Here is a 26,836-nt window from a genome sequence, read left to right on the forward strand (position 1 = left end):
GCTGCATTTAGGTTTTCAGGAATTATCCCTTCCGCAGGGGTGCCCGGTTTTTAATTGGTTTGATAAGCGGGTAGATCCGCGAGGTTTGGTTTATTAGTCAGCTCAAAATTATGCCGGAGAGGCAGGTGCAGAGGTTCAAAAACTGGTATAAAGGGTTCATGAATCAGGATAAACCCATAATAAAAAGCCCCGGCCTTGTGATAGACCGGGGCTTTTGGCGATACTAGCTGAGTGGTGGTTATTCGAGTATAGCTAAACAGTAAGGTGACAATGGGCTATGGTTCGGCAGGTGCTGTTTCTACCGGCGTTTTAACAGATCTGATATAGTCAGACGGTGCAATGCGGTATTTGCTTTTGTAGCAGGTGCTAAAGTATTTAGGGCTGCTGAAACCGACGGTGTAACCAACTTCTGCCACATTATGATGGCCGGCATCAAAATATTGTTTGGCGCGCTGCAGCCGCATATCGCGAACAAACTCTACCGGCGCAATTTGGGTAAGGCTTTTAAACTTTTTATAAAAAGTAGCACGGGCCATGTTAACGGTTTCGGCCACGGTGTCAATATCAAAATCCGGATCGGCCATTTTATCGCCGATGATCTGGATGACGTTTTTCAGGAACGCCTCATCTTTTGATGTAACGATGATTTCGCATGGCGATAGATTGACCACCCGTTTATCTACCGTCAATTTCTCGAACATCTTTTTGCGGCGTTCAAGGATGCCGTCGATAGCGGCAATTAACAACTCGTTTTGGAATGGCTTGGCCAGGTAATAGTCGGCACCATAATTTAGCCCGATGATCTGATGCTCCACGGCGCTGCGGGCCGACATGAGTACAACAGGGATATGACTCGTTACCGGATCATTCTTCAAAGTATCAATTAAGGTAATGCCATCCATTACCGGCATCATTACATCGCTTACAATAATGTCTGGCATTAGTTGCCGCACTTTTTCCAACCCTTCCATTCCGTCAGCAGCAGTTTCAACGCGATAGATCTCACTCAATTGCATGCGAAGAAACTCGCGCATATCTGCATTATCTTCCACCAGCATAAGCAGTGGTGCGCCAACAGGCGGCTCTGGTACCACTTGTGAAATATTATCTAATGTGCCCAACTCATTAATAACCAAGCTGCTGTTTATTGCAGCGCTTTCCGGCTTATTGGCCCTGATGAGTGGTAAGGTGATTTTAACACATAATCCTCCGGATGGTACGTTAACTGCCGTGATAGTACCGCCGTGCAACTCTACCAGTTCTTTTGATAAGGCTAAGCCAATGCCCGTGCCTTTACTGTTCTTTACGGCCGATCGCTGATCGCTGTGGTACAGTTCAAATATCAGTTTAAGCTCATTATCGGGTACGCCACAGCCTTGATCGGTTACGGTTAATTCCAGTTGTTGGTCAATAGTTTTAACGGCCATATTTACCGTTATCGTTCGCCCATCTGCTGTAAATTTGAATGCGTTACTCAGCAGATTATAAATCACCGTTTCAATTTTATCCTGATCATACTGCACGTGTAGTGGTGCCTGGTAGCCTGTAATCTCCAGGTTGATACTTTTTTGCATCCGCACATCCTCAAAATTGGCGGCAATGTTTCTGATAAAACCGGCCATCTCAAAGCTGGAATGATCGAGCGTTGGTTTCCCACTTTGCAGCTTTCTGAATTCCAGTAGTTGGTTAACAAACCGTACCATGCGGTTGGCATTACGCTCAACAATATCAATATATTGTCGCTCCAACTGATCGGGCGCATGCAATTTAGCCAGTTGGGTTATAGGATTCAGGATCAGCATCAGCGGTGTACGCAATTCATGAGATATATTTGTAAAAAAGCCGAGTTTAAGTTCAGTCAGCTCACGGTCAATGGCTAGTTTCTGCTTCAGTTTAAAGGCAGTCATGGTGTTTCTCCAAATCACTAATGCAATGGCTGCAATAACCGCTGCATAAAGTAAATAGGCCCACCATGACAGCCACGGCGCCGGTAATACCGTAATGGCCAGACTTTTATAAGGCACATTACCGTACCGGTCAGCATCTGGACATTTAATTTCAAGCAGGTAGTGGCCGGCAGGAATATTAGTATAGGTTGCGCGTAGCTGATTACTGTTATTATGCCATTCGTTATCAAAGCCTTTTAAACGGTAAACAAAGGGCAGGCTACTGCCAAAACGGTAATCCAGCATGGAATAATCAACACTGACAACGTTTTGGCTATAATGGAGGGTAATGGCTTCTGTATGGTTAATGCTTTGTTTTAAAATGCCGGAGCTATCGGCAATACCAACCCACTGGTTGTTTACCTGCAGATTGGTAAAAACCAGATTTGCATTGATAGGGTGGGGCACAATATCCTGTGGATCAAATTCCAGGTATCCGCGAGTGGTTCCAAATATCAACTTTCCATCCCGGGTATTTCCGCAGGTACTTTCAGAAAAGCCGTCGGTGCTCAATCCGTCATATGAAGAAAAGTTTTTAATATGCCAGGTAATCGGGTCCATCCGTGAGATGCTGCTTTTTGTGGCGATCCACAACTTTCCTGCGTTATCTTCCGTGCAACTCAATACATAGTCATTTGCCAACCCATTTGCCGTCGTAAATGAACGGAAAGACAGGGTATTATTATGCTGATTGGATTGGGCCAACGCCAGCCCTCCTCCGGAGGTGGATAGCCACATGCGCCCTAAATGATCCCGGTGAATGTGCTGTATGTCATTGTTTCCAATACTTGTTTTGTCGCCAGGTCTTTTATTGTAGCTGCTGAAGCTGTAATTATCGCCGCGTTGCTGCAGGATCAGCAAACCTTCGGTTGTGCCCAGCCACAAATTGCCTTTATTGTCAATTTCTATGACGCGTATTTTTTCAAAGTCTTTTGGATAGCCATATTGACCGTCCGATATCCGGCGGAAAGAAATTTTATTTCCAGCTTTTTGCAGCAGGTTAAGGCCGTGGTCAAAAGCTCCAACCCAGATCTGGCCGTTTGCATCTTCTTTAATGGCATAGATCTGATCACTGCTGATACTGTTGATATCGTTTTGGTGGTGGATGAAATTGATCAGCCGGTACGAAGAACACTGTGTATCGTTGGGTATGGCTTCAAACAAACCATTGGTTTTGGTTCCCATCCAAATGTTTCCATGACGGTCTTCTATGATGGAATAAACAGCCCCAATTTTATACTGATCAGCGTTGCTAAATTTTCCCGGCAGCAAACGGCCATCTTGCAGCCAGTATATTGGTCCGGCTTTAGCGCAGATCCAGGTCCGGTTGGTCCGGTCCACGCAAACGGCTCTGATCTCGTTATCTGATTTGAAGATCGCATTATTCTTTACCAATCGGTTTTCAAAAGCTTTTGGTTGAAAGATGATCTTTTCTACCCCGTGTTCATCTGTATGCAACCACATAACGCCCGATGGATCGTAATACGCCACCGTTACCAGGTTTGAAAAAGCACGGTCTTTTGATCCAGGCTGGTTGTGAAAATAATTGATATTATCACTAGCCGTATCATAGTAGCCGAAGCCTCCATCGCGCAGCACACACCAAATCAAACCATTAATATCCTCAAACACTTTAAAGTGATTACCGGCATTAATGTTCTTAGAGTCGTTATTCTGGGTATAGGCTTTGAACCGTTTATTTGCATCGAATTTCAAAATACCTGTTTGCTCGGGCTCTATCCAAAGGTTTTGATGCGAGTCTTGAAACATGCTGTGCAGGGCCTGTTTATACGGCGAGGTATATTTATGCCAGGTATCATCTTTTAGCGATAAGGTTACAAGCTCTCCGGCTGCAGATGTTACATAAAGGCTGGTTTTATCACTTGAAACAAGTAGGTTGTTTAGCGTTTGATTGCTCAGCATAAACTCCTTAAACCGACAGTTTCTTTTAGTATAGCTATATAACGAGCCAGTTGCAGATGCAAAAAATAAACGATCAGAACACTCGGAGAGGGCAGTGATATTTAGTCCAGACTTTTTGCTGAGCAGCGTAATAGGAGCGTCATAACTATTCGCACGAGTATGCTTCAAATAAACAAGTCCCGCTGGCGTACCCAACCATACGTTGCGGTTTTGATCTTTAAGAAAGCAATTAGTTTTATTTGAAGGGATATTTCGGCGGCCATCGGCATTTTTTTTATACCATATAAAGTTTGTAGGCCGATGATATATATCAGGGATATGAATAACGCCGCCATCTGCAATGCTTACCCAGATATCATCTTTATCTACCGCTAAAACATGTTCAAACTCAACCTTGCCTGGTAATTTCAATATTGCCGCCAGGCTCCGGAAGTTCTCGTGGGTTTTATCAAAACGATAGATCTGCCCGTCATAGGCCTTTACCCAAAGCACGTTGCGATAGCCTTCGGTGATCTGATCGATCCGGTTATTTTTTATCTGCGACGAATCTCCTGCAATCGATTTAAAAGATGTGAAGTGATTACCGTCAAAACGGTTCAAACCGTACCAGGTGCCAAACCACATATAGCCTTCGTGGTCCTTCATTATGGTGGTCACTACGTCATGAGATAATCCATCTTCTGTAGAGTAATGCTCAATTTTGGCCGGTGGATCAGATTGAGCAAAACAAGGCCTAAACTGCGCAGTTAAGTAGCCAATAGCTAACAAAAGCAATAAAAATCTTTTCATGTAAGCCCCCCTCAACGGTTCAAAGCTTGAACCTTAATTGTTTATAATTGGATTACAATGCCACAACTTGCCAGGCATTGTAAGACCAATGTAGCTAACATTGAGATTTTTTGCAATCGATTGCAAAAAATAAATTTTCTTGTTTCTCCTTTTAAAAAACCGATAGCTCAATTTTATGTAACCATAACATGCAAATCTTACCAGCTCACCATATCATTTAAACGGGTTATTTGTAATAATTTCTTTTCGGGATCAAGTTGCACACTGCCAGAATTTAGATTTGTGCCTACAGGCACTTTTATGGTCAGATCGGCCCACTTAGGCAACAGATCTACCGGGGCCTTTATTGGCGGAACTGACACGGTGCTAACAAGCAGGCCTTTTGCGTCTTTAACTGAAAGCGTGGTTGCGGGCGCGTCAACAGAACCAACGTTATAAATACGTACAGTTAATTCATTGCCGTTTATTTTAACGTCAGTAGGTGCAATACCCAGGTCAACACGCTTATTTACTGGTACTTTGTCTTCCTGTAATAATTCCAGTTTAATGATGGCGTTTTTACGGGATGGGAAATTCAATTTTAATGACTCGCCTGGTATTAAGCTTACCGTTTTAACCATCGGTTTTCCGTCAATCTGCTGATCATTATTGTTATCAATTCCCTGCGTTATTTTCCATTTTCCGGGTTTAATATTCCACACAGACATATCGGCACTAACCACCTGCTGGTCTAAATTATAAGCAACAACGCTGATGTTAGTATTGCTTGCTTGGTTGACAAATACGGCGAGGCTTTGGTAACCGGCCGGTTGATCAATTCTCCAACTTACAAAATGCTGTGGATAAATGTTGGTCATACGGGTTAGCGCTACGCCACCAAGTCTGTCGGTTTGTATATCGTTATCGGGCGCCACTATCCGGTCTATCCAAACGGGGCCTACTGTATTGATAAACTCCCGTGCGGCCAGGTCTTTAATGCGTTCGGTATAGCGTGTTGCCAGGCTATCCATATTTAGGTTGCGCGTGTCTGATTCCTTGCGTTTGCTGTTGAGCAGATACTTTTTATCGCCGGTTATATCATAAGCAGCTTTAAAAACCTGCATAACGCCAGAAGCGCCAGTTTGGCCCCTTGTTTTATCGGTACTGAAATTAATTTCGGTATAAATATTGCCATTGGCGTCAGTGTGTGCCAGCAGCCCATCGGCAATTTCTACCAGCATTTTTTGCAGTTTGGGGCTCCCATTATAAAGCGATAATAAGTAAGATGAATGCAGCTGATTATAAGAACGCGGAAGCGACCACTGCCATGGTTCATCTGTTGATATGGTGGTGCCACTATAATACCGCGAAACAAAATGCCGGTGACCGGCCGGATTGATTTGCGTTACGCGTTCCAGCATTTGCTTGCTAATTGCCATGCCTTTATTAATATAGGTCGGATTACCATAGTCTAGTAATTGAAGTTGTCCAACTGCTTCATTACCATCCTCGTATGAGTGTAAGTAATCAGCCTGTATGGTTGATATGCCGTTGGTGAACAATGGCAAACTGGGTTGACGTAACGGTGCATCGTATGGACTGCGTTCGTTATTAAAAAAGCCCGACATCATTGACCGTAATGACTTAAGTGTTTTATCCGGTTCGATGCCCATTAACGCTGTCCCGGGGAAAGTATTGGTCCAGTCGTCATCATCAGATAAGCCGCCGCCAAACTCGCCATTGGCTATTTGCCGCTTATCAATGTAATAGTTAATAAGTGTGGCTAAATGTTTTAAATATTCTGTTTGCAAAAACGCCCATTTAGGCACACCGGCCGGCGCCTCTGGTATTTTATATTCAGGGCGATCATTAACATTGCCGGTGTAGGCGTATTTATAAGCTTTGCCCAGCCAATAGTCTGGACTTACTTTAAAAAGGTCATACAGATCTGCATTGAAGCGATTTGTCAGATTAAGTTTTGGCGAAGTTGGCCGTTCTTCTACGGTAGAGCCATACAGATCCCGTGCCTGGGTAAAACGATCCAGTTCATGCTCCGGCGTGGCTTCTTTTTTTGATTTATAGATAAGGCGAATATGAGCGCCTTTTAATAACGCCGGTGTCAGGTCTGCACCTGCACCCGCCAGTGAAATATAAAGGGCATGTCCTTCCGGCAAAACACGGTCGCGTGTATCAATCCACAAGGTATGCGCTTCGTTAGGTTTAACCGAAAAACTAAAATCGGCCAGATCGCGCATTTGCCATAGCGGGTCTTTCACACGGATGTTCATTGGGAAAAGGCCATCGTGTGTGGCTTTGACAGGCAATGCAGGCAGTTCAATCTCTACGCCATCCAATCCATTGTCAGGATGGTTGCCGTAAGGTATCATGAGATGAATAAAAGGTAAGCTATGCTGTACAACAGGCTCAGGGTTATCCGGAGCTGCTGTTCCGGGTAAAATGCCCACCATCTTTGTAGCTTCATCAATAGGGTAGCGTCCGTTAACAAAAGCCGCTATTTCATCCAGGCCTTTGTTGCCGGTATTTTTTGGAGCAGGAGCCAAGGTAAATGTTTCGGTTAAACGGCCCTCTGGCGCTTTACCCTCGCTTACATTATAAACACTCAATTCTCCAATTGGCTCTTCTTTTAAGGCATTATCAAAGCGTAATTTGCCACCCTGCATGGCATAATCCAGATCATGATATGATTTGATTTGCTGTTGGGTGCGTTTTGCAAAGGTGGTGTCAGGTAGCGTAGCACGCTCCATGGTGAGTTGTCCCCAGGCCTTACCCCATATTTCAACATGGTTCCAGGGCTCATCAGGTAATATAAATTTAACCGATTGGCCTGATACTGAATAAGTATCCCAATCTGGCAAGGTAAAATAATCATAACGACCCGGTAAACGCGACATGTTATAAACCCCCGGCCAGGTGGTTTCGCGTATGCCATCAGTAGCCTTCCAGTTCCATCGGCGCACGTCTTCAACCTCGTGTATCTCTACTTTTCTAACAGCAACATTTTGCGATGACAGCGGCTTTGGCGCTTTGTTGGGCAGGTTCCAGCCGTTGCGGGTCCACCATTCATCGCGCCACTTGCGGTCATCTAAATCCCGCGCCAGTGGGGGGATGTTTTTAGGAATCTCGTTTTTAGATAGTTGTTTAATGTTATCGTCAGATAACATGCGATCATAAATGCGCAGCTCGTCTATATCGCCTCCACGTACAAAATTATAGTCGCTTTGTACCTGGTAAGGACTAATAACACGCGAGTGCGGGCCAAATTGATCAAGGCCGCTATCATACACATTGGCAACGTTACCCGGTGCAGATTGCTGCTTAACCAATTCTCCGTTTACATAAAAGCGTACACCTTCTGTCTCGTCCCATGACAGGGCCAGGTGGATCCATTGATCTGCTTTGGGGAAAACATTCATGAAATAGGATACCCTTGTACGCGATAACCCAATGTCGGTAACGAAAGCATCAAACCCCGAACCATTGTAGTCTATGCGGAGCCACACCATATCCCAGCTGGAGTGATCGGCATAGCCAACCCTGAAAACCGGAAATTGTGTAGGTCCCACTGGGTAACCTGAACGCCAGAAAAAAGATAAAGTACCACGCTGGGTATAAATATTTCCGGGTGCCCAGTAGGTCATCTGTTCATTATCGCCTGCTTCAAAACCAGAGCCTTTTGCCCCCGTTGGAATTACCTTAACATCACGCAGAAAATTAGGCTGGGTTTGACCGCCCGCCGCAAAATCTGCATCGAACTGTTTATCGCCCGACAGATAAAAAAGCAGCCCGGGTTCATTGCTCTTTTGGGGATTAACAGCCTGGCCCGCCATTGTTTGCCGGGGATTCTCAGATGCAGACTGCGCATGAGCAAAAAGGTACGTTATAAATTGCAGTAAAAAAATCAACACAACAGGTCTAAAAAGCTGACCTTTAACCCAATAAAGCGTTGTAACTTTTTTCATGAAGCGATAAATAAGGGGTATATAATTGGTAACCGAACCAGACGCGGTAATAATAAATCTAAAATAGAATAATTTAATAAAGGTGATTGCTGATATTAATAAAGTTACATAAGCCCCAACACCTTTTAGTACGATGTCGGTGCTCAGGCCGGTGGGAGATAGGCCCGCCGCGATAATAGCAGATTCGCTGCCATTTGTATATCTCGGAGTCTGGTCTGGTTTTGAGTGATTTAAGCTCCTGGCTGTGATTGGGTTTTCGAATTCTCAGTATGTCGCGAATTCTGGCATATTCGTCTACATCAAAACGGTATAGCAAGTAGTATAATAATTTTGTTACCTGAGCTTTAATATAACAATAGTTAGTCTATGGATTTGGTAGATTAAATTTAATTATTTACGTTTGCCTCATCAATTAAGATAAACAACGGCAATGGAAGCTACTTTTCACAAAAAACAGGTTGCTAAAAAACAAGCAAACCGAATGTGCATCATGCCCATGATGTGCAAAGCCTGCTGTTGTTGCTAATTGCACTTTCCCCTCAATAATAGAATTTTTTTACCTGGGTAGGTTTTTTGCCTGCTTCAACTATCATCACGCGTTCTCCAAAAATGAAATCAGCATAAACTAAACAAATAAAAAAACCGGTAAGGAAGCCTTACCGGTTGTGCAATGAAGTACCGGTTACGTAACGCCAATCACTCACCGGAGGCTTCATCTCAGGACAAGCAAACGAATTTTCATTTACTTAAACCCTTGCTAAAGATGGACATATTTATCCGTAGCAGACAACTATTATTTTATCATTTTTTACTCTCAGCCCTTGTTTTAGTACCGCTTTTTGCCGAGGCCCAAAAAGAACCGCCACCCACTATTAACTCTAAACTGGAGGGTCAGGTACTGGATGCCAGTAACAACCAACCACTGCCCGGCGCAGTGGTAGCTATACAGGGAACCACTCACTCCGTATCAACCAACATAGAAGGCCGCTTTAATTTTGTAACCGGTCAGAAATATCCTTATACACTGGTTATTACTTTTATAGGATATGAGAAACAGGAGAAAATTGCCAACGGCAGCCCGGTAACCATCTACTTAAAACCCGAAACCAAACAGCTGAATGATGTGGTTGTGGTAGGTTACGGTACCCAAACCCGTAAATCGCTCATTAGCTCGGTAAGCAGTATTAAGACTGATGAGGTACGCGATAAACCGCAAGCCACCTTCGCCCAGCAATTACAGGGTAAAGCATCTGGTCTTCAGGTAAGTGCCTCTACCGGCATCCCGGGTGATGGTATGTTTATCCGCATCCGTGGTACCACTTCTATCAACGCCAGTAATGACCCGCTTTATGTAATTGACGGGGTATATGTAAACAGTACATCGCTGCAGCACATCACTACCCAGGGGCAGGCCAGCAGTCCGCTGTCTGACATTAATCCCGATGATATTGAGAGCATTTCTGTATTGAAGGATGCCGATGCAACTGCCATATACGGCGCCCGTGCTGCCAACGGTGTCATTGTAATTACCACCAAACGCGGTAAAAAGAACAGCTCGCCAAAGGTTAACCTGAGTACTTATTTCGGTGGAGCCTGGGCCCCTAAACTGTGGGATCTGGTAACCGGTCCGCAGCATGCGGAGCTGGTTAACGAGTTTTACCGTAACTCAGAGGCTGATGCTATTGCTGCCGGCAATGCCACCGCCGCCGCGACCTATAAATATCAACCCTTCCGCGCGCTGACTGATAACCCGACAGCCACACCTGCACCGCGCGGACTGCCGCAGGACCAGCCTACGTATGATCGACTGCATGAGGCTTTCCGCACCGGTTTCCTGCAAAACTATAACGCTTCTATTTCTGGCGGCAATGGTGGTACTACCTATTACATCGGTGGTGGCTTGAACAAACAACAGGCAGATTTAAAGACTGATGACTACCGCAGAGCCAGCTTCAAGGTAAATATCGATCAGCAGATTGGTAGTTTCCTGACAGTGGGAACCAGCAATACGCTTACCCAAACCTACCGTACCCTTGCCCGTGTGGGCGACGGGCCTCAAGGCGGTATCCTGCAATCGGCACTGCATACACCAACTTATCTGCCGGAGTATAATGCCGATGGTTCGCCCGCTAAATGGGCCGGTTTTGATAACCTGCAGGTATTGTTGAACAATACCAACATGCACTCAACCAGTAACCGCATCATCAGTAATGTTTATGGTGAAGCTAAGCTGGGTAAAGACTTTAAATTCCGCACCAGCTGGAGCATTGACTTTAATAACTATAACGAGTTTCAGTACTGGAACAGTTTAACCAATCTGGGTGCAGCTAATAAAAACCTCGGTACATCAGGCGTAACTAATAATACCATCTGGACCGATGAGCAGACGCTAAACTATAACCACGTATTTGGTAAAAGCACCGTTGGCGCTTTAGTGGGTAACTCTCTACAGGGGACAGTTAACACCTACACCCAGGCTCAGGGTACCAGCTTCCCGAATGATTCTTTTCAACAGATCCAGTCGGCGGCGGTTACAACAGCAACCGGGAGCGAAACGCGTTCAAACCTGTCGTCATTTTTTGGCCGGGTAAACTATAACTATGCTAGCAAATATTATATAGAGGCCAGCGCCCGTTATGACGGCTCTTCGCGTTTTGGTGCTAACCATCAGTTTGGTTTCTTTCCTTCTGCCGGCATTGCCTGGCGCGCAAAAGAGGAAGATTTCCTGAAGAATGTTGAGGCCATCAACGATCTGAAATTCCGTGCCAGCATTGGTGTTACGGGTAATCAGAATGGTATTAATGATTTTGCATCGCGCGGCTTGTGGGGTGCAGGTGCCAACTACCTGAGCAGTCCTGGTATTACCGCCCAGCAACTGGCCAATCCGGATTTGAAATGGGAGAGTACCCGTCAGTCTAACATCGGTATTGATCTGAGCTTATTTAATGATCGTTTAACCTTGAGCGGCGATGTGTATGATAAATACACCAGCAACCTGCTGTTAAATCTGCCATTGTCATCAAGCAGTGGCTTTACCTCAATCCTGGCTAATGCCGGCGAGATCAGCAACCGTGGTTTTGAGTTCAGCATCAGCAGTACTAACATCAAGAAAGACCATTTCTCATGGAGTACCGATTTCAACTTCTCACGCAACGTCAACAAAATTGAAAAACTGCCAACGCCGGTAGTTGCTGCCTATGCTGCCGAACGCATGGTACAAGGGCAGTCAATGTACACCTTCTATGCCTACAAACAATTGTACGTAGATCCGCAAACAGGTAACGCTGTTTATGACGACTACGATCATGATGGCAAGATCACGTCAAATGATCTGGAACCGGTGGGCAACGCACTGCCTAAATTTACAGCCGGTCTAACCAACAGTTTCCGTTACCGTGCCTTTGACCTGTCGGTGTTTTTTAACATTGTTTATGGTAACAAGGTCTACAATAACAACGACTATTTTCTGGAAGGCGGCGGTACGCGTGATGCCAATCGCGCCATGGATACCCGTCAGCTAGAACGCTGGCAAAAACCAGGCGACATTACCGATATGCCACGCCTCACAGCGCTGAACAATAACTACACGCTGAGCCCTACTACCCGCAATATTGAGGATGGCTCTTTCCTGCGCCTGGATAACGCCACGCTAGGTTATACAATACCTAAAAGCCTTACTCAGCGCATTGGCATTGCATCAGTGCGGGTATATGTAACCGGCACAAATCTGTGGCTGTGGACCAAATACAGAGGTCCGGACCCGGAGATCAACGTGTCATCATCGCAAACCGTGCTGGGCTATGATTTGGGCACACCGCCGTTGCCGCGCACCATTCAGGCCGGCGCTAATATTTCTTTCTAAACGACAACGATGCTAATTATGAAAAAAGCAATTTCGATATTATCAGTCCTGCTCATCTTCAGCTCCTGCAAAAAATACCTGGAGGTGCAGCCGCAACTACAGGTAGACCAGTCGCAGGCCATTGTTGATGCCGGTACGGCTGCCACCGCTGCCAACGGTTTGCTTAATACGCTGGCCAGCAATAGTTACTATGGTTCAAACTTCCAGGCGCTATCTTATTTATCTGGTGGTGATATTCAGTGGACCGGCTCGCAGGCCGATCCGAGTGAGATTACCAAGCATATCACCTCGGCAACCAATGGCTACGTACAGTCGGCGTGGACGGCTATTTATAAAACCATTTCGCAAGCCAACTATGTTTTAGACAAGGTACCGGGTATTAAAGATCCATTATTTACCACGGCTCAACGTAACCAATATCTGGGTGAGGCCTACTTCATCCGTGCGCTGGCCTATTTTGATTTGGCTCGCGGTTGGGGAGGCGTACAGTTGGTACTGAAGCCAACCTATTCGTCAACAGATAATACCAACATCCCGCGCAGCAGCCTGGCCGATACTTATGCTCAGGTGCTGAAAGACCTGAACGCAGCAGAAGCACTGGTGCCTACAACGCTGAACCGTAACCGGGTTAGTGTTAAAACCGTACAGGCGCTCAAGGCCCGTTACTACCTGTACCAGAAACAATGGGCCGATGCTGAGCAATACGCAACGCTGGTTATCAATGATACCAATTATGGTTTGGTATCGCCATATAGCAGCTTTTTTGCCAACAACGCGGTGGCTACCAAAGAGTCGGTTTTTGAGCTGGCTTACTCGTCATCAAACACTAACGGGCACAGCAACTGGTGGTTGCCGCCGGCGCTGGGTGGCCGACGTGAGTGGGCACCTAATGATGCGCTTGTTGCCTTGTTGAATGATCCGACAGTAGGTGGCAACCGCAGTGCGCTGATTGCCCGGACTGCAGCCCCGGGTAACCTGTGGTATGGCCAAATGTATTACCGTACGCCGGTGGGTACAGATCCGGCTTATGTTATCCGTATTGCGGAGCTGTACTTTATCCGTTCTGAGGCCCGCGCTTACCAGGGCAAGCTGATAGGTACCGGCAGTGCACAGGAAGATCTGAACGCAGTGCGTGCCCGTGCAGGCATTTTGCCAAGCACTGCGGCAACGCTGAGCGATATCCTATTGGCGCTGGAAAAAGAACGCCAGGTAGAATTTCCTTTTGAGAGCGACCGCTGGTTTAACCTGGTGCGTACAGACAGGGCACAAACAGTATTGAGTTTACCTGATAAGCATCTGTACCTGTTCCCAATCCCTTACAACGAAACGCTGGTAGACCCTAATCTGGCCGGTACTAACAGAAACCCTGGTTATTAATCATCAACAATACCCGATATGAAAAAATTAACAAGTTTATTGGTTTTAATGGCTGCAGGGCTGATGGCCTTTGCGCAACAATCGCCTATCACGGTTAAAAAATCGCCAACCCGCCACGGGCCAGAGAAGGGCAGTCTGCTCATCATTGGCGGTAACGTTGGTTCTCAGCGCGATATCTGGGACAAGTTTACCGAGCTGGCCGGTGGTAAAGACAAAGCCTTTGTGGTAGTGGTAACCACTGCTGCGGGTGATTCGGCCGCTTTTGATCAGAAAGCGGTGGATGAGGTGAAGAAACAAACCGGCATCAAAAATGCCGTGCTGCTACACACCAGCGATTTTAAAGAAGCTAACAGCGAGAAATTCATCGCTCCTATAAAAAAAGCTACCGCTGTTTACTTTGAAGGCGGCCGCCAATGGCACATTGCCGATTCATACCTCAATACGCTTACCCATCAGGCATTTATTGACCTGTTGGACAGGGGTGGGGTAATTGCCGGTAGCTCTGCGGGCGCCAGCATCATCGGCTCGTTTTTGTGGCGTGGTGATACCAAAGGTGCGCAGGTAGAAATTGGCGATCATACCCAGGGACTGGGCTTCCTTAAAAACTCGGCTATAGACCAGCACATCCTTGTGCGCAACCGCGAGTTTGCTTTGGTTGATTTTATCCGCAAGGCACCGCAGTTAATCGGTTTGGGTTTGAACGAAGCTACCGCCGTCTTGGTACAGCGCGATACGTTGCAGGTGCTGGGCAAATCATACGTAGCTATTTATGATTACAACACTATTATTAATAATGGCGAAAAGCACGTGGTGAATAACCGCGAAGATTTTACGGCATCAAACGGGCCATTTTTCTTCCTGGGCGCCGGGCAAAAGTATGATCTGGCTAAACGCCAGGTAATACAGGAGCCGCGACGTAATAAAAACAATAACGTAGCAAAAACAGAATCAAGTAATTAAGGGACAAAGCCGGGTGACTGAGCGGTTCAGGTAGAGGTCTGCAAAACCTTTAACGGCAGTTCGAATCTGCCCCCGGCGTCTTTTCAATACCACTATTTAACCATTATGAGCACATTAGCCAACACTGCAAAACCATGGCACAACTACCAGAAGCTGGGCTTCAGGTTGCTGTTCATCTACTTTATTTTGCAGGCTGTCCCACTCGATTGGAAGTTTTACGCCCATTTCTTCCATATCGACTGGACGCACCTGCATTTTTATGACATTTTTTATATCAGTCGTTACACGCCGCAGCCAACACAGGCCTACAACCCTGGCAACTGGGGACTGGCCACGCTGGCAGATCTAGGCGTGGTTGCTGCCATTGCCCTCATCGGGGCCATTATCTGGACAGCCCGTGATAAGAATAGCCAGGAGTATAACAACCTGTATTACTGGCTGCGCGTTATCCTGCGTTACCGCCTGGCTATCGCCCTTATTGCTTACGGGTTTATCAAGTATTTCCCGGTGCAATCTCCGGAGCCATCGCTCAGTAACCTGAATACAGCCTACGGCGATTTTAACCGCTGGAAATTGTTTTCGCTTACACTGGGCATTACTCCTGGCTATCAGGCCTTTTTAGGCGGCGTAGAAATTGTGGCCGGTTTGCTGCTGCTATTCCGCCGCACTACATTGTTTGGCGTCATCATCGTGTTATTGTTTACCGGTAACGTATTCTTTGCTAACCTGGCTTATGATGGGGGCGAGGCTGTTTATGCGCTGACATTGCTGCTTATCGCATCGTTCTTAACCTTGTTTGATGCACAGCGTATCTACAACCTTGTGGGCTTGCGCAAGCCTACCGAACCTAACCGACTTAAGCCTGTATTTGAAGGACAATGGCGAACAGGCCGTGTTGCGCTTAAAAGCGTATTTGTTTTCTTTTTTGTGATTTTTTACGGATGGAAAACTTATGCCGCTTATCAAGGCTACCAATATCCGCAGGCTAAGGGTTTGGCCGGTGCGGTAGGATTGTATGATGTAAAACAATTCAGCGTCAATCATCAGGAGCTGCCTTATTCGGCTACCGATACCGCCCGCTGGCAGGACGTGGTGTTTGAAAAATGGAACACCATCAGCATCCGTACCCCAAAAGCATTACAGGTTGACAGCCTGAACACACAAGAGTTTAGTGCCGATGATAAAAATCGCGATTATGAATTGCAGGGCTCTGCCGGTCGCACCTATTACAGCTATACGGTTGATGAGGTGCACCAGCAATTACTGCTGCAAAACCGTAATCCGGCTTACGCAAATGATAAACTGGTGCTGGATTACCAACGTCCGGACGATGCCACCATTGTACTGAACGGTATCAGTCACGGTAAAGACTCTATCCAGGTTACGCTTGCCCGTTTGCCGAAGAAATATCTGCTGGAGGCCACATCAGAGGGCCGTGGCAAAGTCACTAAACTATAATCGATTTAAATTTATGTCGACTATCACATCATCACCTGCCAATCTTCAGGAAGTTTTGCAGGATAATAAAATAACCTCACCGGGACAAACCGCCAAACAGCCATCAGCCTGGAAGCCGTACGAGCGTGTGGCCTTCCGCATTGCCTTTATCTTTTTTATCGGCATGTCAATCCCGATGGGGGCTGAGTGGTACAAAAACCTCTTTACCATTAATTGGTTCCACGTACATTACCGCGATCTGTATGATATAGCGCGTTTTCAGCCATCGCTGGTGCGTTTTTCAAACCCTGCTTTAAACCTGCTGGGTTGGGCAGACTGGGTTGCCGTGCTAGCCATTGCGACTGTTGGCGGCCTGATCTGGACGCTGTTTGACAGCAAGAACAAAGAATACCGCACGCTGTATTATTGGCTGCGGGTTGTAGTGAGGTATCGCGCAGGCATCGGGATCATTGGTTTCGGATTTACCAAGTTATTCCCGGTGCAGATGCCTTATCCATCGCTGGGCGTATTGAACGCCAACTTTGGAGATCTGACTGCGCAGAAGATCTACTGGTTATCGGTAGGTATTGTGCCCTGGTATCAGGTGTTTGCCGGTATTGTAGAAGTAGCGGCAGGCGCGATGCTCTTCTTCCGGAAAACCACAGCGTTTGGTGCCATTATGTTGTTTGCCGCCCTTGGCGATATCACCTATGTAAACCTGGCTTATGATGGCGGTGTACATGTGTACGCTTCTTACTTTGTATTGTTTGCCGGTTTTTTGCTTTGGCTGGACGCTGTGCCGGTTTATAATTTGGTGGTGCGCGAGCGTTTCACTGTACCGGCGGTGCTTACCCCTCAATTTACCCAAAAGTGGTTGCGCGTAACCCGCATCATTTTAAAAACATTGACCATTCTAATCTTCGGTGTACTGTTGTTTTACGTGCAGTATGTAAACTGGCGCTATGACCCATACAAGCAACCTGCTATGAAAGGCGTTAAACAATTACGCGGCAATTATACCGTAAGCGAGTTTAAACTGAACGGGGAGGATGTACCTTACTCGCCGCTTGACTCGGTGCGCTGGCAGAATGTGACTTTTGAAAAATGGTCATCGTTAACCTTTAACGTACACAAGCCTCTGAAGCTCGATCTGTCTAACGGCGGCGGCTCGCCCATGCGCGATATTAACCGCAGCTTTGAGATGACAGGCGTTGCAGGCGGCCACCGCGTATTTTACTACGATGCCGACACCCTGAATAAGGTGCTTTACCTGCAGGATAAGTTGGCTGCAAGCGGCAATCGCCGTGGCCGTGGTGCGGGCCGTAAAAAGGCAGAGGCACCGAAACAGCAGAAAAGCTTTATTCCGGAAGATGCTAAAGCCAACATCCGCGATGAGGTGCATGGTATCGATCCAAAAGCATGGTCAACCCGTCGTGAGCGTGGCGTGCCCGAGGAAAGTAAAGACACACGCAAGCGCGCCCGCATGGTGTTGCATTATGCCGATAGCGCCGACGGCGCTCATGTGATACTGACTGGTAAAGACGACCATAAAAATGATATCTATATAGTTCTTGACCGCATTAACAGACCGTATGCGTTGAAAGACAGCAAGCTGGTAGCCGGTGAGTATTAATAAACAACATACTGATTACGATGCAGTAGTGGTAGGCAGCGGTCCGAATGGGCTGGCTGCTGCCATTACCTTACAGCAACGCGGTCTGTCGGTCTTACTCATTGAAGGTAAAGACCAGATAGGCGGTGGCCTGCGCACCGAAGAACTCACATTGCCGGGGTACCGGCATGATGTATGCTCGGCCATTCACCCGATGGCGGCGGCCTCACCTTTTTTTGAAACGCTGCCGTTAGGTGAGCATGGTCTGGAATGGATCTATCCCGAACTGCCTGCCGCCCATCCGTTTGATGATGGCACCGCGGCATCACTCCAAACATCGCTGGTTAATACCGCGGTATCGCTGGGAGTAGACCGAGATGCTTATTTGAAGCTGTTGCAGCCGTTGGTAAAAAGCTGGCCGGGTATGGCTAAAGATGTACTTGGTCCACTAAGTATTCCAGGAAGGCCATTGGATATGGCGGCTTTCGGTATAAAAGCTCTACAACCAGCCACACAACTGTCCAAAGTATTTAAAACCGAGGCAGCCAAAGGGCTTTTTGCCGGTATGGCGGCGCACAGCATACAACCGCTGGGCAACATGGCTACGTCGGCCATTGCACTGGTGTTGATGGCTAACGGGCATTTAAAAGGCTGGCCCATACCCAAAGGTGGCTCGCAAAACATCGCATCGGCGCTGGCGTCCTATTTTACATCAATGGGAGGGAAAATTGAAACAGGCAGATACATCAGCAAGCTGGAACAACTGCCATCGGCCCGGGCGGTGTTGTTTGATGTTACCCCCAAACAGCTGCTTGGCATAGCTGGTCATCAGTTCTCTAATATCTATAAATGGCAACTGGAACGCTATCGTTACGGTATGGGGGTATTTAAGATTGATTGGGCGCTGGCCGAACCTATTCCGTTCTGCGCGTTGGACGTGCGGCGGGCGGGCACGGTGCACATTGGCGGCACGCTAAAAGAAATTGTGCGTACCGAAGCCGAGACGGCCCATGGTCATCACCCTGAAAAGCCTTTTGTGCTGCTGGCTCAGCAAAGTTTGTTTGATGCTACCCGCGCACCCGAAGGCCGCCACACCGGGTGGGCCTATTGCCATGTACCCCACGGCTCGCGCAAGGATATGACAGAGATTATTGAAAAACAGGTGGAACGTTTTGCCCCAGGCTTCCGCGAGCGCATACTGGCACGGCACACGTTTGACACCGGCAAACTGCAGGCTTATAACACCAACTACATAGGCGGCGATATCAATGGCGGTATTATAGATATCCGTCAGTTGTTTACCCGCCCGGCATTGCGCCGATCGCCTTACCGAACATCGGCTAAGGGGATTTATCTGTGCTCGTCATCAACACCTCCGGGAGGCGGCGTGCATGGTATGTGTGGTTATAACGCAGCGCAGCGGGTACTTAAAGACATTTTTAAAAACTAAAATCGAACCAAAACACTGATCAAAATTTATGGCAGAAAATATAAACCTGAAGGTAGTCGAATCTACGGCCAATCCAGAAATCGCTCCGGCAAAAAAGAATACTTTCACATCCCTCACTGAAGACTGGTGGGCGGTGATTTTGGGTCTTGGTATTGTTGCCGTGGCTTATATATTTTACCTCTCTGGTTCCAGCATATCGTGGATTGCAGTAGCACCCGGCAAATGGTCAAGCTTTTCGCAACTGGCAAATCAGGTTGGTAAAGACGGCGTCAGATATTTGGCCCTATTCGGGGTACTGCTGCTGCTTTTCACTATTGTAACAACACGCATCGGGCAAAAGCCAAGGCATTTTATTCCGGCTTTCACATTTGTGTTTGCTATATCCACTATCATTTATGTATTGGGCAGCTGGGATCAGGCCAGCAAGTACACGCTTGAACCGCCTTTGGTGGCGCTCGCCCTAGGCTTGTTGATTGCTAACATAGCCAAATTACCCCGGTGGTTTGATGCCGGTTTCAGGGTGGAGTTTTATATTAAGTTGGGCATTATTTTATTGGGTGCAACGCTGCCTTTTACCTTAATTATCTGGGCAGGGCCGGTAGCTATTTTGCAAGCCTCCCTTGTATCACTGGCCACATTCCTTACTATATTTTTTGTGGGTCGTAAACTTGGACTTGATCGTCGTTTAGCCGCGGTATTAGGTGCTGGTGGGGCTGTGTGCGGTGTGTCTGCATCAATTGCCATCGCCGGGTCTGTTCGTGCTAAAAAAGAGCATCCGCCAGTGGCCATTAGCCTGGTGGTGGTTTATGCCATCATTATGATTTTTGTGCTGCCGATAGTTTGCCGTGTGCTCAGGCTGCCTGCGGGTATTGGCGGCGCCTGGATTGGTACTTCGGAGTTTGCTGACGCCGCAGGACTGGCCGCCGCACAATCATACGGTGGCTTGACTGGTGGTCATCTGGGTATAGCCGGTACGGCAGATCAAGCGGTTGCCGCTTATACACTTATTAAAGTTATTGGTCGCGATATTTGGATAGGTATCTGGGCATTTGTTTTGGCCTTGATCTCGGTTACTTACTGGGAACCGGCCGAAACTACTTCAAAAGTGCAGGTTAGCCAGATCTGGTTACGCTTCCCCAAGTTTGTGATCGGCTTTTTGGTGGCATCTATACTCACCTCGTTAATTATACATGGCAATACACTGGCTGAGTACAACAAAATAGTAAAGCCGGCTTTGATACTGCCTATCACTGCTTTGCGTACCTGGGCTTTTACCTTTAGTTTCTTCAGTATCGGGTTAACTACCCGCTTCCGCGAATTAGCCGCGGCGGGCAGCAAACCTGTAATTGCATTTACAGCCGGAGTGGTGGTCAATGTAATTCTGGGTTATATACTATCGGTAATTGTTTTCGGGCATTATTGGTCTGCCATTGTAACACATTAATCAGCATGAAAATCCTGAATAGTATTCAACTACGCAACAATGGAGCAAGTTGCCGGCAGTGTCATCATTTTAAAAATGACCCCGCCTTTATTGAGGCTACATACCCGGGATTAACGGCAATGAGCTCGGGTTATGCTTCTGTGCGCAACAGGGATGGTTTATGCGATTATCATGAAATCTATCTTTCAGCCAATGATCATTGTCTACAGTTTCAATCATGCCTAAAAGTTTAAGTATTAGTATGTGTTGCCTGTTGGCCGTGCTATCGCTGGCATTACTTAGCAATACGCATTCTTCTCTCATGGCAAGCAGTTTAGCTGATACCACCAAATGGCCACCGCATTTTGGCTTTGGTCATGCAGCTACCGAGCAGGAAATTAAGCTTTGGGATATCGATATCCGTCCTGATGGTTTGGGCCTGCCGTCTGGTAGCGGTACAGTTGCTCAGGGAAAGGCTGTTTATGTGGTGAAATGTGCGGCCTGCCATGGTATGGAGGGGCGCGAGCTGCCCGGTGTTAAGTTGCCTGCTCCGGCCCTGGTTAGCGATACACTGGCAGGCAGCAGACCAAAAACCATAGGTAATTACTGGCCTTACGCCACTACCGTGTTTGATTATATACGCCGTACGATGCCTTATAATCTGCCGGGTTCTTTGAATGATAATGAGGTGTATAGTTTAACGGCTTATCTGTTAAGTGCCAATCAGATTATCAGCCCCAATACGATAATCAATGCGCAAACTTTGCCGGCGGTGGTAATGCCGGCAAAGAAGTTATATGTCCGCGATGACCGCAAAGGCGGCAAAGAAGTGAAATAAAATGGAAGAGAAAGATAAAAAGTCATCCGGTAATATTAGTAGGCGGGCATTGCTTGGCGGTGCATTGGCTACTGCTATTTTACCGGTGAGCAGTGCTTTTGCCAAATACGTACAGGTGGGCGCACCCATTGATGATCCGACCAAAAAGTTGGGGCCAGGACCCGGTAAGTTGGGTAAACGTTCACCTTTTGAACAACCATTAAAGAAACCTTCAGACATATCATCGCGCACGCCGCTGCAGGATCTATATAGTACCATTACGCCGGCCGATCTGCATTTTGAGCGGCACCATGCCGGCGTACCTACTATTGATCCGGCAAAATATGAGTTGTTGATACACGGTATGGTTGATAAGCCAATGAAATTTACACTGCATGATCTGAAAAGATTTCCATCTGTAACACGTACCTGTTTTTTGGAATGTGCCGGAAATTTTCGGAGCGGAAGTGAACAGCTGACACCGCAGGATATTTTAGGCCTCACCAGCCAGAGCGAATGGACCGGCATTATGCTATCAACCTTGCTGCGCGAAGTTGGTGTTCAGCCCAAGGCCTCCTGGTTTTTAGCCGAAGGTGGCGATGCGGCAGTGATGACGCGCAGCATCCCTGTAAGTAAAGCCTGGGACGATGCCATGATTGTTTATGCGCAGAACGGGGAAGCCATCCGTCCTGAGCAAGGTTATCCTGCTCGTTTACTGTTGCCCGGTTGGGAAGGCAACATGAATATCAAATGGCTGCGCAGATTAGAATTTGCAGACGAACCCTGGTTTACCCGCGAGGAAACTTCAAAATACACCTATCCGGTAAAAGATCGTATCCGTTACTTTAGTTTTGAGATGGATGCCCGTTCTATCATTACCTATCCGGTGTTTCCGCAGAAAGTGGAACGTGGCTGGATAGAAATACGCGGCATTGCCTGGAGCGGGAGAGGGAAGGTGTTAAAAGTAGAAGTGAGTACCGATGCGGGCAAAAGCTGGAACACCGCCAACTTACAAGAGCCTGTATTAAGTAAAGCGCACACTTATTTTCGTTACTTATGGTACTGGAATGGTGATGCCACAGAAATAGCCAGCCGGGTAATTGATGAAACCGGCTATACACAGCCTACATTAAAACAACTTGCCGAAGCCCGCGGTACCGCTATAGGCGGATATCATATGAACCCGATTACCGCCTGGCAAATACGGCCCGATGGCAGCGTTTTATTTTATCCGGAAAAGGTTTAACCGGTGTAATCAATTCTGATAACTAAAGAAGTGGTGACATACTAGCTTATCTAAGGCTGTCCACCGCTGTTTTAGCAATAACCTTTTGTAGCCCAATAGAGGGGATACCTTCGAGTTCCTTTTTGGAGGATTTAAAACGAATTGCCGGGTAAATAAAGCCTAACGGCTTTATTTGTTTCCACCCAACTCATTTTTGTACCTTTGCCTGCGCTGTTCTTTCAACAGTCATCCCTCCATGCCATCAGATCAAAAACCAACATCTACCGAAAAAGAAAATCTGCATCCCCGCAATATGCACCGGCAGGGATATGATTTTAAGCAACTTATTAAAGCAATGCCAGCGCTGCACAGATTTGTTAAGCGAAACGAATATGATGCAGAATCCATCAACTTTAGCGATGCTGAGGCAGTGAAAATGCTGAATAAAAGCTTATTGAAACAGTTTTATAATGTTGATGGCTGGGATATTCCTGACGGATATCTTTGTCCGCCCATTCCCGGCCGGGCAGATTATATCCACTATATTGCCGATTTGCTGGGCGAAAACAACGGCGGTAATGTACCCACTGGTAAAAATATCAGGATATTGGATATAGGCACAGGAGCCAACTGTATTTACCCGGTTATTGGCACCAGCGTTTACGGCTGGCAATTTGTGGGCACCGATATTGACCCTATTGCTATTACATCCGCAAAAAAGATAGTCTCGGCAAACCAGCACCTGCGCGGACAGATAAAACTGCGGCAGCAAACCAATAAGCATAATATATTTAAAGGTATTTTTTTGCAGGATGAGCGTTTCGATGCAACCCTCTGTAATCCGCCGTTCCACGGTTCGGCACAGGAGGCCCGTTTGGCATCAGTGAACAAGTGGAACAAGCTGAATGAATACGGAAAGCCCCAAACTCCGTTAAATTTCGGCGGGCAAAAAAAAGAGCTATGGTATCATGGTGGCGAGGCTGCATTTATAAAGTTAACCATAGAGCAAAGCGTGCTATTTGCTAAGCAATGCATGTGGTTTACCACCCTCGTCTCAAAAAAAGATACGCTTCCCGGTGTTTATCATGCTCTAAAAAAAGCAGCGGCTTTAGATGTGCGCACTATCAACATGTCACAAGGGCAAAAGATTAGTCGTATGGTTGCATGGACGTTTTTAGATGAAGCAGAACGTAGTGAGTGGACGCAAACCTGGTAGCATAGAATCATTCAGAGCATTTGTTTGCCTCGATACCGAAGAAGATTACCATCGGTTATTTGTTGGTTAAAAAACCAGGTGTTCGTAAACTCCGTAGTTTCTAAAGACCCGTAGGGAACGTATAAACGCCAGCTTATGAACAACACCGATCGTCTACATCTGATCATTCGGGCAATCCGGGAACGCCGGGAAGCGTTGAACTATTCTCAAGAGTATATGGCCTATAAAATGCAGATGGGTCAGAACTGTTACAGCAAGATCGAGTTGGGTAACAGCAAGCTCACCGTAGACCGTCTGCTAAGCATCTGTCTGCTGTTGAATCTCGATACCCGGGATATTCTGGAGCCGCAAGTAAAGCTAGAAGATATCACTTAATCTATGTGTTAAGCTGCGTCCTTGTTATAACGAAAGTGGGAAAGCTCTCGCGATCTTTAAAAAAACGACTGTGATAATGCACTAGAGCCCACTCAACAGGAAACAAAAAAGCCGTCACGCAGGACGGCTTTAACTGCATTTGCTCTCTTTTATTTTGGCATCAGCACCATGTTCACCACATGGATCACGCCATTGCTTTGAAAGACATCACTGATGGTGATCCAGGATTTGCCTCCTTTTTCATCCACCAAGTATAGTTTATTTCCTTCCTTCATCGCCCATAGTGAACCACCCTGTACCGTTTTCAGTTCAGCTTTTCCGCCGCCGGCTTTGATTTTTCCCATCAGGTCCATTGCGCTCCATTTGCCGGCTATAACATGGTAGGTTAGTATTTTAGTCAGCATGGCTTTGTTCTCTGGTTTTAGCAGGGTCTCCACAGTGCCTTTAGGCAATTTGCCGAAAGCTTCATTTGTCGGCGCAAATACTGTGAACGGGCCCGCTCCCTCCAGTGTTTCCACCAAGCCGGCAGCCTTAACAGCAGCCACCAGGGTAGTGTGGTCTTTGGAGTTTATGGCATTCTCTACAATGTTTTTGGTGGGATACATGGCTGCGCCGCCTACCATTTTGGTCTGCGCGAAAGTTTTAGGTGCGGTCAGCAGGGCTACTGCGGCCAGCGCCGCGATCATTAATTTTTTCATGTGTCTGTTTAAATTTAAGTTCATTTTAGGATAGATACGGAGCCCCCTGATGTTGCGGTTTTGAGCTAGACAACACTTTTCAAGCATGAAACAGAGTAGCTTTTTTTAAACTGGCCGTGCCGGAATTGCGTAAGTAACGCGCGCCTGTTAAACATATTTTGTCATCATCGGTTGTGCATAACGGACTGCCATCCGATGTGGTCAATTTTCATCATATCTTCGGAAAGCGAAAGAATAGATGGCGATGATAGCGACGCCTTGATGACTGTAGTTAGCTGAAACTATCGAAATTTATCCACCCCAAGGCAATTGTTGACTGTTAAGTAGGAGAGGTGCTGAAAAATTATGTTATACCCGAGGAGCCGAGCGTCTACTAGTAGACTTGGCGGAAACTGCTTTAAAAAGTAGTTTGAAATTATAAAATGATTAGCAATGAGCTGGACCTGTCCGAATTGTGATCGTGAACTACCCTGGAAGGATTACCGTCATTATTGTGCGCGGGTGGACCTTGACAGTTTGTTTGAAGGGCGTTCCCAGGAGCTGGTACTGGCTTTTGATAAGATCCTGGCAGAGGTTGCGGATTGGCCCAAAGTATTAGTGGGGGTGACGCCGAATTGTATTGTTTTTACCCGGCGGGTGGGTTTCCTGATCATTAAGCCGATGAAAAAAGAACTCGATCTGAAGTTCTACTCGGCGGCCGTGAACCCGGAAAAGCCAGTCATCAAAAGCGTGGCGGTGGGTAAAAAGTTTGAGAATCATATCCGTATCAACAGTGTGGAAGATATCAAGCCGGGCTTATTTGTTTATTTGCGGGAGTCTTATGAGCTTTCATGAAGCTGTCCTGTTCAATAGATCGCAGAAGTAAGTTTCCATAGAAACTGGCTTATATAGGTCTTTATAGATTCTCATTCATTTTCTCCGCCATTCTTAAACCGAGTTCCCATGTGCCTTTTGTACCAAAGTGCAATCTGTCCTTAGGGTAAGGCGTATGCGGATCATCTGCCCGCTGGCTAAGATCATCTGTTGGTACAACAAACGCTCTTTTTACAGATAGCGGTGTACGTGCATTCTGGTCGATATCATGCTCTGCCTGCCGAACTTCGGTTATCCCTTTTCCACTATTGGGTGGGGGATAAACATAGCCATACACAAACAATATTTTACGTGCGTGAAATTGTTGCCTTACCCGTTTAATAAAATGATTTAAATGTACTCCATAAAGCGCACTAATAGTATCGCCTTTATCAGCATCATTTTCACCTTGCTGCCATAGCATCCCTTTAATTACTGGTTTGTAGCCTAGTTTGCGTAAACTGTCCAACCCTGCGTTAACAGTTTGCACAAAGGTGCTGAATTGATCGCCCCAATGGAGTATATCCAGATTGTTTTGGCCTGGATTCCACTGCCGGTAGAGGTCTGTTCCGCTGTGCGCGTGTTTAATAATGACCATACTGGTGTTGGGTCGCAATTGATGTAATTTGGTACCGAATCCCAGTTCCGGCCCAAACCGGTCTGGCGATTCTGATGCCGGATGCAACGGGTACCAGTGATACGGCGGCAAGCCGCTATTTAAATGAGGTTTCCCGGAATGAAAGATCAGTACGCTCGTATCGATCTTCATAGAGTCGCTCATATTATTTACATAACCCTGGCCCGTTGCGTTGGATTGCCCTCCGATCAGATAAACTTCTATGTGTTTGGCATGCTGAGCCTCAACTATTAAGAAGCTACAGATGCCAAACAGAATAAGAATTAATTTTTTCACTG

16 protein-coding genes and 1 tRNA gene are annotated in these 26,836 nt (G+C 46.7%); 13 read left to right on the top strand and 4 right to left on the bottom strand.

What is annotated here, in order from left to right; translation table 11 throughout:
- Nucleotides 1-275: 275 nt before the first annotated feature.
- Both ABZR88_RS08365 and ABZR88_RS08370 read right to left on the bottom strand, forming a co-directional pair.
- Nucleotides 276-4,658, bottom strand: coding sequence for a hybrid sensor histidine kinase/response regulator transcription factor (locus tag ABZR88_RS08365; RefSeq protein ID WP_107828535.1), 4,383 nt, complete (start codon nucleotides 4,656-4,658; stop codon nucleotides 276-278).
- 197 nt (nucleotides 4,659-4,855) lie between these two features.
- Complete coding sequence (locus ABZR88_RS08370) at nucleotides 4,856-8,617, bottom strand: LamG-like jellyroll fold domain-containing protein (RefSeq protein ID WP_211309805.1); 3,762 nt, start codon at nucleotides 8,615-8,617, stop codon at nucleotides 4,856-4,858.
- 763 nt (nucleotides 8,618-9,380) lie between these two features.
- Here ABZR88_RS08370 and ABZR88_RS08375 point away from each other — a divergent pair.
- The 12 genes from ABZR88_RS08375 to ABZR88_RS08430 all read left to right on the top strand — a co-directional run bounded on the left by ABZR88_RS08375 (nucleotide 9,381) and on the right by ABZR88_RS08430 (nucleotide 24,371).
- The gene (locus tag ABZR88_RS08375) at nucleotides 9,381-12,479 is read left to right on the top strand and encodes a TonB-dependent receptor (RefSeq protein ID WP_107828536.1); all 3,099 of its coding nucleotides are present in this window, start codon (nucleotides 9,381-9,383) and stop codon (nucleotides 12,477-12,479) included.
- An 18-nt stretch (nucleotides 12,480-12,497) separates the two neighbouring features.
- Nucleotides 12,498-13,856 (top strand): RagB/SusD family nutrient uptake outer membrane protein, encoded by a 1,359-nt coding sequence (locus ABZR88_RS08380; protein WP_107828537.1) that lies wholly within the window; start codon nucleotides 12,498-12,500, stop codon nucleotides 13,854-13,856.
- Between the two features lie 18 nt (nucleotides 13,857-13,874).
- On the top strand, nucleotides 13,875-14,816 hold the full coding sequence (locus tag ABZR88_RS08385; RefSeq protein WP_107828538.1) for a cyanophycinase: 942 nt from the start codon (nucleotides 13,875-13,877) through the stop codon (nucleotides 14,814-14,816).
- Between the two features lie 7 nt (nucleotides 14,817-14,823).
- Nucleotides 14,824-14,895 (top strand) — tRNA-Cys (locus tag ABZR88_RS08390).
- Nucleotides 14,896-14,921: 26 nt separating this feature from the next.
- Complete coding sequence (locus ABZR88_RS08395) at nucleotides 14,922-16,274, top strand: hypothetical protein (protein WP_107828539.1); 1,353 nt, start codon at nucleotides 14,922-14,924, stop codon at nucleotides 16,272-16,274.
- Between the two features lie 13 nt (nucleotides 16,275-16,287).
- Nucleotides 16,288-17,886, top strand: coding sequence for a hypothetical protein (locus ABZR88_RS08400; protein ID WP_107828540.1), 1,599 nt, complete (start codon nucleotides 16,288-16,290; stop codon nucleotides 17,884-17,886).
- The gene (locus ABZR88_RS08405) at nucleotides 17,876-19,315 is read left to right on the top strand and encodes an NAD(P)/FAD-dependent oxidoreductase (protein WP_245917037.1); all 1,440 of its coding nucleotides are present in this window, start codon (nucleotides 17,876-17,878) and stop codon (nucleotides 19,313-19,315) included. Before ABZR88_RS08400 ends, ABZR88_RS08405 begins: the two co-directional genes overlap by 11 nt.
- 28 nt (nucleotides 19,316-19,343) lie before the next feature.
- Nucleotides 19,344-20,759: a YeiH family protein gene (locus ABZR88_RS08410; protein ID WP_107828541.1), complete on the top strand. Its 1,416-nt coding sequence runs from the start codon at nucleotides 19,344-19,346 to the stop codon at nucleotides 20,757-20,759.
- A 301-nt stretch (nucleotides 20,760-21,060) separates the two neighbouring features.
- Nucleotides 21,061-21,576, top strand: a complete 516-nt coding sequence (locus tag ABZR88_RS08415) for a c-type cytochrome (protein ID WP_245917038.1) — start codon at nucleotides 21,061-21,063, stop codon at nucleotides 21,574-21,576.
- Between the two features lies 1 nt (nucleotide 21,577).
- Nucleotides 21,578-22,801 (top strand): sulfite dehydrogenase, encoded by a 1,224-nt coding sequence (soxC, locus tag ABZR88_RS08420; protein ID WP_107828543.1) that lies wholly within the window; start codon nucleotides 21,578-21,580, stop codon nucleotides 22,799-22,801.
- A 235-nt stretch (nucleotides 22,802-23,036) separates the two neighbouring features.
- Nucleotides 23,037-23,996 carry a 23S rRNA (adenine(1618)-N(6))-methyltransferase RlmF gene (rlmF, locus tag ABZR88_RS08425; RefSeq protein WP_107828544.1) on the top strand — a complete coding sequence of 320 codons (960 nt, stop codon included), beginning with the start codon at nucleotides 23,037-23,039 and terminating at the stop codon, nucleotides 23,994-23,996.
- A gap of 135 nt (nucleotides 23,997-24,131) precedes the next feature.
- A complete protein-coding gene (locus tag ABZR88_RS08430) occupies nucleotides 24,132-24,371 on the top strand; it encodes a helix-turn-helix transcriptional regulator (protein ID WP_107828545.1) in 240 nt (79 codons plus the stop codon).
- Between the two features lie 149 nt (nucleotides 24,372-24,520).
- Here the strand turns inward: ABZR88_RS08430 and ABZR88_RS08435 are convergent, their stop codons facing one another.
- Complete coding sequence (locus ABZR88_RS08435; protein WP_107828546.1) at nucleotides 24,521-25,069, bottom strand: fasciclin domain-containing protein; 549 nt, start codon at nucleotides 25,067-25,069, stop codon at nucleotides 24,521-24,523.
- A 432-nt stretch (nucleotides 25,070-25,501) separates the two neighbouring features.
- Here ABZR88_RS08435 and ABZR88_RS08440 point away from each other — a divergent pair, with 432 nt between their 5' ends.
- The gene (locus tag ABZR88_RS08440; RefSeq protein WP_146166529.1) at nucleotides 25,502-25,903 is read left to right on the top strand and encodes a DUF5655 domain-containing protein; all 402 of its coding nucleotides are present in this window, start codon (nucleotides 25,502-25,504) and stop codon (nucleotides 25,901-25,903) included.
- 61 nt (nucleotides 25,904-25,964) lie between these two features.
- Here ABZR88_RS08440 and ABZR88_RS08445 read toward each other — a convergent pair whose 3' ends face one another.
- Entirely contained in the window at nucleotides 25,965-26,834 is an 870-nt protein-coding gene (locus ABZR88_RS08445; protein WP_107828548.1) for a sialate O-acetylesterase, read from the bottom strand.
- Nucleotides 26,835-26,836 lie beyond the last annotated feature (2 nt).

The sequence above is a fragment of the Mucilaginibacter yixingensis genome, assembly GCF_041080815.1.
Classification (GTDB): Bacteria; Bacteroidota; Bacteroidia; order Sphingobacteriales; family Sphingobacteriaceae; genus Mucilaginibacter; species Mucilaginibacter yixingensis.